Genomic DNA, 8,968 nt, shown 5'->3' on the forward strand with positions numbered 1-8,968 from the left:
CCCGGCTCAGGCCCGGAGCGAGGCGAGGGTGACCACCGTGATGTCGGACGGCGCGCCGACCCGGACGGGTGGGCCCCAGGCGCCGGCGCCGCGGGTGACGTAGAGCTGGGTGTCGCCGTAGCGTTCCAGGCCCGCGACGGTCGGATTGGCCAGTTCGGCCAGGTAGTTGCCGGGCCAGAGCTGGCCGCCGTGGGTGTGGCCGGAGAGCTGGAGGTCGACGCCGTGGCGCATGCTGTCGTGGACGGTGACCGGCTGGTGGGCCATCAGGACGGCTGCCCGGCCGGTGTCGCGGTCGCCCAACGCCCGTGCGTAGTCCGGCCCTTGGCCCTGTGAGGCGCCGGCGATGTCGTTGACTCCGGCGAGGTCGAACCAGGGCAGTTCGACGCGGGCGTTCTCCAGCGGGTGGACGCCGAGTTCGCGGACGAAGTCGACCCATGGCGCGGCGCCGGAGAAGTACTCGTGGTTGCCGGTGACGAAGTACGCGCCGTCCCTGGCCCGCAGGTCGGCCAACGGGCGGGCGGCGGGGCCGAGTTCGGGGACGGTGCCGTCGACCAGGTCGCCGACCACGGCGATCAGGTCGGGCTGGGTGGCGTTGATGGTGTCGACGATCCGCCGGGTGTGCGCCCGGCCGAGTATCGGGCCGAGGTGGATGTCGCTGACCACGGCGATCCGGTAGCCGTGCGCGGCACGCGGCAGTTTCGCGAGCGGCACCGTCACCTGCTTCACGCGCGGTCCGCGCAGCACCCCGTGCGCGCCGTTGGCGACCACCCCGACGGCGACTCCGGCCGCCGCCCCGGCCACCACCCGCGACACGAACAGCCGCCGCGAGGGCTCGACGACGGCGGGCACGTCGTCCGCCGTCCCCTCGGGTTCGACCACCTGCGAGGGTTCCACCGCCCGCAAAGGTTCCACCGCCCGCGAGAACTCCACCGCCCGCGAAGGTTCGACCGCCCGCGAGGGTTCCTCCGCCGCCCGGCCCCCGGAGCGGCGCGGGAGGCGCAGCAGCAGCGGGCGCACCAGCTCGCCGACCAGCAGCGCGAGCAGCAGGTAGAGGAGGACGGCCAGCCACAGGTAGCCGGGCCAGGCGAACCAGCGCTCCACCGCGAGCGGGAAGGCCCGGCCGCCGACCAGGGCCAGCAGGGAGAGGACGGGCAGCAGCACGACGAGGACGGTGCCCGCGCGCCGGTACCGGCTGCCCGGGGTGGAGACGTCGCGGACCAGCCGCCGCCACACGTACCAGTGCGCCGCCCCGAGCAGGCCGAGCGCCACCACCCCCACCACCGCGATCACCATGCGGCAAGTATCGGGGCCCGGTGATCGCGGGCTGTGACCGGGGTGCGGTTCGGTGCGACCGGGCGTGGTCGTCCGGGCGCGGGGGGTGCCGGTGCGGGTTCGGTTGCTGTGAGCCCTCCCACACCCCGTGCACCGTCTACGGCCCTCAGTAGTGGGTGCGGCGACGGACCTGCGGGCCCGCCCTCGCAGACCGCCGATGTCCGACACATCTTCGCAGGTCAGGGGCTCTCTGGCAGTCGGCGACCAGGCACCGGGCCGACCCGCCGGGCACAGCGCGTCCGCCCGTCCGCCACTGCCCCACCTACTACGGCGCGTAGTGAGGGCAGCTTTTGAGCCACTCTCCGTGATCTGCCAAGAATGTCCCCCGTCCGCCGGGCGGTCCGGTCGATCCCGCATCGGCCGCCGTCCCGCTGTCACGTTCGTCCGATCGCCGCGCCGGTGTCGTGCGGGGCGTGCCGGTCGGCGGGCCGCCGTGTCCGACCGGCCGTCCGGCCCGTACCAGAAGAGATCGCCCATGCCGCAGCGCAGCACGTCCAGCCTTTCGGAGAGTTTCCGTCGTCACCGCCGTGCCGTGGTGACGGGTGTGGCGACTCTCGCCGTCGCGGGCACCGCCGCGCTGGCCGTCGCGCTGCCGCAGAACTCGGGCCCGGCGGACGCCGCCGCCAACCCCGCGCCGGCGAGCGGCCCGCAGCTCGCGGCGGACCCCGTGGACCCGCAGGCCGCCGAGGCGAGCGCGAGCGCCAGTGCGAGCGCGCAGGCCGAGGCCGAGGCCGAGGCCGAGGAGGCGGAGGCGAAGGCCAAGGCGGACGCCGAGGCGAGCGCGAGCGCCAGTGCCAGTGCGGCGGCAGCCAAGGAGTCGGCGGAGGCGAAGGCCCGGGCGGAGGCCGCGTCCCGCTCGCAGCAGCGTCAGGCGCTGCCGAGCAGCAAGCCGTCGGCCACCGCGTCGCCGCTGGCGAAGACCTACAGCGGGACGCCGCAGCAGATCGCGGCGCAGCTGGTGCCGGCGGGCCAGTTGCAGTGCTTCACCAACATCGTGGAGCGCGAGAGTGGTTGGAACGTGCACGCGACCAACCCGTCCTCGGGTGCGTACGGGTTGATGCAGGCGCTGCCGGGTTCGAAGATGGCGTCGGCGGGTGCGGACTGGCGGGACAACCCGGCGACCCAGATCAAGTGGGGCCTGCAGTACATGAACCAGACGTACGGCAGCCCGTGTGCGGCGTGGTCGTTCTGGCAGGCGCACAACTGGTACTGAGGCGGGTGGTCCGCACCTCTCGGGGAGGTTCGGCACGGTGTGTGCGCAGCTCCACCACCATGCGTACATCTGACGATACGTCAGCAAGTCGCGGCGTTCCGCCCTCTATCCGGACATTTCATCGCACGGTCGTGTCCGTTCGGTGAAGATTACGAGAACTTCCCGTGGCCACTGTCCGGAATAGCCGCTTTAGAGCGGCTTCCGACCTTTGCCTGAGGCTGTCCCCGCCCCTAGCCTCCCGCCCATGGCCCCACCACTGATCACCGTCGTGCTCCCCGCCTACGACGAGCAGGAACAACTGAAGGAGTGTCTGGACTCCCTGCTCGGCCAGTCCTTCCGCGAGTTCGAGATCATCGTGGTGCAGACCCCCTCCCCGCACTGCCCGGAGGAGCGGCTGGTGGAGGCGTACGAACTGCGCGACGCCCGGGTGCGGGTGCTGCGGCTGGACACCGAGCCCGGCATCGGGCGGGCCCGGACGGCGGGCGCGGCGCACGCGCGCGGCGACTACCTGCTGTTCCTGGACGCCGACCACCTGCTGCCGGCGGACGCGTTGGAGGCCATGGCCGCCCGGCTGGCGGAGACCGGCGAGGTCGACCTGCTGCTGTTCGGCCACAACCGCGAGTACCGCGGCAAGGTGTGGCCGGGCAACGCGGCCGAACTGCTGGCCGCCGCTGGGCCGGCCGTCTTCGGCCCCGACGAGCACCCCGAGCTGTTCGGCGCTCCGCCGCTGATCTGGGACCGGCTGCTGCGCACCGGCACCACCCCGGCCTTCCCGGACGGCTTCTACGAGGAGGTCCCGGCGGTGCACCGCTCGCTGCTGGCCGCCTCCCGGATCGCCGTGCTGGACCGCGAGTGCGTCACCATCCGCCGCCGCCACACCCTGCACCCGGCGGGCGGCGAAGGCGCGAGCCACTTCGACCTGTTCGACCGCTACGAGGGCACCTTCGAGCTGCTGGACGCACGACCCGCCGAGGCCCCGCCGGTCAACCCGGAGGTGCGCACCCACCTGTTCACCCGGATGGTGCGGCACTACCTGTTCGTCTTCGACCTGCCGGGCTGCCTCACCCGCGCCGAGCGGCCGCAGTTCTTCCAGCGCGCCGCCGAGCACTACAAGCGTTTCCTCCCGGACGGCTACAAGCGTCCGGACGGCCGCGAGGGCATCAAGTTCTCGCTGCTGGCGTCGAATTCGTACGCCACCTTCGAGGTCGCCAAGTTCTCCCGCCTGGCGGGCCGCCGCTGAACTCGGCGGCCACGCACCGACGACGGCGGCCCGGCCGCCGTTTTCCGCGCCCGGGCGCTTCCGCCCGCCCCGCGGCGGGTAAACGCAACGGTGGGGCCGGCGGCATCGGGTCGGCCGCGCCCGGTGCGGCGTCATCCCGTGTTCCGGCCGGTCGTCCTGACGAACCGTCCGGTCGGAACGGGACGGTAGAGTCCCTCCCCGCGACCGGCTCTGCCGCGCCACCTCCGTGCACTCCCTCCCGTGCACTCCTCCCGTGCACCACCGGACCGGAAGGCGAACTCCTCGATGACTTCCCCTGTCTCCCCGGCGGCCGACCCCGCTCCCGGCTCCGCCACCGACGCCGCTGACCCCACCGACGCCACCGACCCGTTCGCCGACGGGGGCGGCCCGACTCCGGGTCCGGTCGGCCAACTCCCGCCCCAGCAGCAGATGGCGGGCTGGGCGGTGACGCTGCTCGGCTTCCTGCTGCTGGCCGAGGCGTTCGTCTGCGTCGCCGCGCTGATCAGCGTCTGGACGCCGCTCACCACGCTGACCGCCGAACGCGCCCCCGCCGCCGTCCCCGAGCCGTGGAGCATGCTCGGACTCGGCCCCTGGCACCTGACCTCCAACACCGCGATGCTGATCGCCGTCCTCGCCGCCAGCGGGCTCGGCAGCTTCGTGCACGCCGCGACCTCGTTCGCCACCTACGCGGGCAACCGCCAGCTGCTGCCCAGCTGGCTGCCCTGGTACCTGCTGCGCACCGCGATCGGCGGGGCGCTCGCGCTGCTGGTCTACTTCCTGCTGCGCGGCGGCCTGTTCGCCAACGGCACCGACGGCACCGCCACCAACCCGTACGGCTTCGCCGGGATCGCCGGCCTGTGCGGCCTGTTCTCCAAGCAGGCCACCGACAAGCTCCGGGAGATCTTCGACACCGTCCTCACCACCCGCGACGGGGCGGGCGACGACGAGCGCGACGACAAGATCCAGCCCACGGCGCCGACTTCGCCGACCGGGGCCGCGACACCCGCCGCGCCCGCCGTGCCCGCCGCACCTGCCGCACCGGTGCCGCCGGCCGGTTCCGGGACGCCCCTCGACAAGCCGCCGGCCGCCGAGACCGCCGTGGCCACTATTCCGCAGCAGGCCTCCAAGGTCTCCGAGTCCGCCTGACCCGACCAACCGTCAACATCCGTCCCTTTTTTGCGCCCACAACAACCCGTGCGGGTACTGACGGCCGCGATTCCGTTTCGGCGGTCCCGTTCCGGACCATGATCCGCCCGGACGACGCCCTTCCGGGCGTCCGGCAGGTCAGGAAAGGGCGGTTGGTATGACCACAGCGGACGGGGAGCCGATCCCCACGATCACCGAGGCGACGCTCGACGACATCGCGGTCAACGGCATCTGGCGCGGCGCGAGTCTCGACATCAACCCGTCGGTGCTCGCCGTCGCCCGGGCGCTGCTCGCGGCCGTGCAGGGCGTCGCACCGGCCGGCGCGCTGCCCGACGGCCTGCGCGAGCTGGTGGCCGAGGTCCTGCGGCGGGCCGGGATCACCTTCCCGCGCATTCCGGTGACGGACGAGTTCAGCCTGTCCGCGTTCGCGATCAAGCAGCAGGGCTCGGAGCCACGCCCGGTGGTGATCGTGCCCGCGGGGTGGAACCCGTACGGCTGGCTGCCGTTCATGGCCGGCTACCTCACGCTGGCCGCGCGCGGCTACCACGTCCTGGCCTACACCCCGCGCGGCCTCGGCACGCCGGGCCAGCTCTACACCTCCGACGGGTTCATCGACGTCGCCGGGCCGAAGGACCGGGCGGACGGCACGAAGGTGATCGACTTCGCCGAGGAGCAGTTCGCGCCGAGCAAGGTCGGGTTCATGGGCCTGTCCTACGGCTCCGGGATCAGCCAGCTGGTCGCCGCGCACGACGAGCGGGTCGCCGCCGTGGCCGCGCTGAGCACCTGGGGCAACCTCGCCACCAGCCTCTACGACAACGACACCCGGCACGTGAAGGCCGTGGAGCTGCTGATCGGCTTCACCGGCGCCGAGGAGGGCCGGGAGGAGGAGAAGTTCGAGCCCGAGACGTGGAGCGTCCTCCAGGACTTCCGGGCCGGGCAGAACATGTGCAGGGTGGTGGAGTGGGGCTACGAGCGCTCCCCGGAGAAGTACCTGGACGCCACCAACGGGCGCGGCGTCCCGACCTTCTACTCGAACACCTGGCACGAGAGCCTGTTCCCGGTCGGCGAGGCGATCGACGTCTTCGAGCGGCTCACCACGCCGAAGCACCTGAACCTGTGGATCGGCGACCACGGCGCTCCCGAGGGTGCCGGCATCACCGGTGTCTCCAGCGGTGTGGCCTTCCCGGGCCTGCTCACGCCGATGAACGAGGCGTACGCCTGGCTGGACCACCACCTGCTGGAGAAGCCCAACGGGGTGCCCGAGTGGCCGGTGGTCAACAGCCAGGTGATGTTCACCTACAAGACCGCGCCGTTCGGCAGCGGTCGGCGGATCACCGCCCCGGCGCACCGCGAGCCGCTCGGCTCCTGGGCGGAGGCCACCGTCACCCGTGAGGCCTGGTACCTGGGCGGCAGCGACGACGGCGACGGCGCGCTGTCCGACAAGCCGTCCAGCGGCTGGAGCCGCGGTTTCACCGCCGGGCACGAGACCACCGCCACCGCGATGGACGCCATCATGGACACCGGGCAGAAGGAGTGGTTCGGCAACCCCAAGAGCTACGACCCGGCGGGCTTCGACCGGTCCCGGCTGCTGGTGTGGTCGACGGAGGCGCTCGCGGGCGGCCGCCGGATCCGCGGCGCGGCGAAGCTGCGGCTCGCCGTCCGGGCCGAGCAGGCCGACGCGGTGACGCTGGTCGCCTACCTCTTCGACCTCGCGCCCAACGGCAAGGCGCAGATCATCACGCACGAGCCCCGCACCGTCACCGGGCTGACGGCCGGCCAGGAGCAGGCGGTGGACTGGGCGCTCCAACCCGCCGCCTACGACCTGCCCGACGGCCACCGCCTGGCGCTGGTGGTCAACAGCCGGGACATGCTCTACGCGTTCACCGGCGCGGTGGACAGCACCACCACGATCGGCTCCCCGCCCGGCGCGGAGGCCCTCCTGGAGCTGCCCCTCGGCTGACGCCCCGAACACGGAAAGGGGTGGATCCGGCAGGCGCCGGATCCACCCGTCCACCCCGACCGGCGGGGGTCAGGCCTTCGCGGGGCCGAACCGCTTGCGCCAGGCCAGCGAGACGTACACCAGGCCGACCAGGACCGGCACTTCGATGAGCGGGCCGACCACGCCGGACAGCGCCTGGCCGGAGGTGACGCCGAAGGTGCCGATGGCGACGGCGATGGCGAGTTCGAAGTTGTTGCCGGCGGCGGTGAACGCCAGGGTGGCGGTGCGGTCGTAGGCGAGGCCGAGCGCCTTGCCGAGCGCGAACGTGCCGAACCACATGATGGCGAAGTAGGCCAGCAGCGGCAGCGCGATCCGGGCGACGTCCAGCGGCTGCGAGGTGATCGTCCTCCCCTGGAGGGCGAACAGGATCACGATCGTGAACAGCAGGCCGTACAGCGCCCACGGGCCGATCCTCGGCAGGACCTTCGCCTCGTAGCGCTCCCGGCCGAGCCTCCGCTCGCCGAGGCGGCGGGTGAGGAAGCCGGCGACCAGCGGGATGCCGAGGAAGACCACCACGTTGAGGGCGATCTTCCCCGTCGAGATGTCGAGGTGCTGCCCGTCGCCGAGGCCCAGCCGGCCCGGCAGCAGGTCGAGGTAGAACCAGCCCAGCACGCCGAACATGACCACCTGGAAGACGCTGTTCAGGGCGACCAGCACGGCGGCGGCCTCGCGGTCGCCGCAGGCCAGGTCGTTCCAGATGATCACCATGGCGATGCAGCGGGCCAGGCCGACGATGATCAGGCCGGTGCGGTACTCGGGCAGGTCCGGCAGGAAGATCCAGGCCAGCGCGAACATCACGGCGGGCCCGACCAGCCAGTTGATCACCAGCGAGGAGGCCATCAGCCTGCGGTCGCCGGTGACGGCGTCCAGCCGGTCGTAGCGGACCTTGGCCAGCACCGGGTACATCATCACCAGCAGGCCCAACGCGATCGGCAGCGAGATCCCGCCGATCGCCACCTTCGCCAGCGCGTCGCCCAGCCCGGGGATCAGCCGGCCCAGGCCGAGGCCGACGGCCATCGCGGCGAGGATCCACACCGCGAGATACCGATCGAGGGTGGACAACTTGGCGACCACCGACTGCTCGGCGGTTCTCGGGGTCGGCTCGGTGCGGGCCACTAGCAGGACCTCTTCGTGTCGGCGTTGGCGCGGGCGGTGGCGGCTAGCTCGGCGAACTGCCCGGAGAGCGCGTCCAGCACCTCGGGCCGCAGGCGGTAGTACGTGAACCGGCCACACGGCTCGGTGTCCACCACGCCCGCCTCCCGCAGCACCCGGAGGTGGTTGGACAGGTTGGTCTGGCGGGCGCCGGTCTCCTCCACCAGGTGCGTGGTGCACAGGGTTTCGCGGGCCAGCAGGTTCACGATCCGCAGCCTGAGCGGGTCGGACAGCACCCGCAACAGTTCAGTGTCGACTGACATCACCATGGGCTGATAATTTCACATCAGCCGAGACTGATGCCAGCCTGCCACCGACGGCCACCCGCACCGCACCACCTCACCCCGCCCCGCCCCGCCCCGAAGGACGACTTCCATGACCGTGCCCCTCGCCTCCGTGCTCTTCGTCTGCGTCCACAACGCGGGCCGCTCCCAGATGGCGGCCGGCTTCCTCTCCCACCTCGCCGGCGACCGGGTCGAGGTCCGCTCGGCCGGCTCCGCGCCCGGTCACGAGGTCAACCCGGCCGCCGTCGCCGCGATGGCCGAGGACGGCATCGACATCTCCGACCAGCGGCCGAAGATCCTCACCCCCGAGGCCGTCCGGTCCTCCGACTACGTCATCACCATGGGCTGCGGCGACGCCTGCCCGTACTTCCCCGGCAAGCAGTACCTCGACTGGACCCTCGACGACCCGGCCGGCCAGGGCGTGGAGGCCGTCCGCCCGATCCGCGACGCGATCCGCGCCCGCGTCGAGGCCCTGATCGCCGAGATCGACGCCAACGCCCGCACTGCCGACTGACCGCACCACCGGCTGACCGCACCGCCGCCCGCGCAGCCGCCCGCACTGCCGGAGCGCCGCCCGGAGCACCGCCCGCAGCGCCGCCGTC

Annotated in this window: 8 protein-coding genes; 5 read left to right on the forward strand and 3 right to left on the reverse strand. The window is 72.6% G+C overall.

The features are described 5' to 3' along the window. Nucleotides 1–6: 6 nt before the first annotated feature. Nucleotides 7–1,293, reverse strand: a complete 1,287-nt coding sequence (locus tag ACWEMJ_RS18240) for a metallophosphoesterase (protein WP_452138072.1) — start codon at nt 1,291–1,293, stop codon at nt 7–9. A gap of 583 nt (nt 1,294–1,876) precedes the next feature. Here ACWEMJ_RS18240 and ACWEMJ_RS18245 point away from each other — a divergent pair. From ACWEMJ_RS18245 to ACWEMJ_RS18260, 4 genes are all read left to right on the forward strand, one after another. Continuing rightward, nucleotides 1,877–2,545: an aggregation-promoting factor C-terminal-like domain-containing protein gene (locus ACWEMJ_RS18245; RefSeq protein WP_452138073.1), complete on the forward strand. Its 669-nt coding sequence runs from the start codon at nt 1,877–1,879 to the stop codon at nt 2,543–2,545. Nucleotides 2,546–2,789: 244 nt separating this feature from the next. Next, nucleotides 2,790–3,785, forward strand: a complete 996-nt coding sequence (locus ACWEMJ_RS18250) for a glycosyltransferase family 2 protein (protein ID WP_452138074.1) — start codon at nt 2,790–2,792, stop codon at nt 3,783–3,785. Nucleotides 3,786–4,070: 285 nt separating this feature from the next. After that, entirely contained in the window at nt 4,071–4,931 is an 861-nt protein-coding gene (locus ACWEMJ_RS18255) for a hypothetical protein (RefSeq protein ID WP_452138075.1), read from the forward strand. Nucleotides 4,932–5,088: 157 nt separating this feature from the next. Beyond that, nucleotides 5,089–6,891 (forward strand): CocE/NonD family hydrolase, encoded by a 1,803-nt coding sequence (locus ACWEMJ_RS18260; protein WP_452138076.1) that lies wholly within the window; start codon nt 5,089–5,091, stop codon nt 6,889–6,891. A 69-nt stretch (nt 6,892–6,960) separates the two neighbouring features. Here the strand turns inward: ACWEMJ_RS18260 and arsB are convergent, their stop codons facing one another. Both arsB and ACWEMJ_RS18270 read right to left on the reverse strand, forming a co-directional pair. Beyond that, nucleotides 6,961–8,046, reverse strand: a complete 1,086-nt coding sequence (gene arsB, locus ACWEMJ_RS18265) for an ACR3 family arsenite efflux transporter (protein WP_452138077.1) — start codon at nt 8,044–8,046, stop codon at nt 6,961–6,963. Beyond that, nucleotides 8,046–8,351 carry an ArsR/SmtB family transcription factor gene (locus ACWEMJ_RS18270; RefSeq protein ID WP_452138078.1) on the reverse strand — a complete coding sequence of 102 codons (306 nt, stop codon included), beginning with the start codon at nt 8,349–8,351 and terminating at the stop codon, nt 8,046–8,048. Before ACWEMJ_RS18270 ends, arsB begins: the two co-directional genes overlap by 1 nt. A 106-nt stretch (nt 8,352–8,457) precedes the next feature. On the opposite strand from ACWEMJ_RS18270, the gene ACWEMJ_RS18275 reads away from it, so the two are divergent. Further along, nucleotides 8,458–8,880, forward strand: coding sequence for an arsenate reductase ArsC (locus ACWEMJ_RS18275; RefSeq protein WP_452138079.1), 423 nt, complete (start codon nt 8,458–8,460; stop codon nt 8,878–8,880). Nucleotides 8,881–8,968 lie beyond the last annotated feature (88 nt).

The organism is Kitasatospora sp. NPDC004531, from assembly GCF_053602195.1.

Bases quoted from the DNA above. Each gene is read 5' to 3' on its own strand.
- ACWEMJ_RS18250 (WP_452138074.1), top strand. From the start codon at position 2,790: ATGGCCCCACCACTGATCACCGTCGTGCTCCCCGCCTACGACGAGCAG.
- ACWEMJ_RS18260 (WP_452138076.1), top strand. From the start codon at position 5,089: ATGACCACAGCGGACGGGGAGCCGATCCCCACGATCACCGAGGCGACG.
- ACWEMJ_RS18255 (WP_452138075.1), top strand. From the start codon at position 4,071: ATGACTTCCCCTGTCTCCCCGGCGGCCGACCCCGCTCCCGGCTCCGCC.
- ACWEMJ_RS18270 (WP_452138078.1), bottom strand. From the start codon at position 8,351: ATGGTGATGTCAGTCGACACTGAACTGTTGCGGGTGCTGTCCGACCCG.
- ACWEMJ_RS18275 (WP_452138079.1), top strand. From the start codon at position 8,458: ATGACCGTGCCCCTCGCCTCCGTGCTCTTCGTCTGCGTCCACAACGCG.
- ACWEMJ_RS18240 (WP_452138072.1), bottom strand. From the start codon at position 1,293: ATGGTGATCGCGGTGGTGGGGGTGGTGGCGCTCGGCCTGCTCGGGGCG.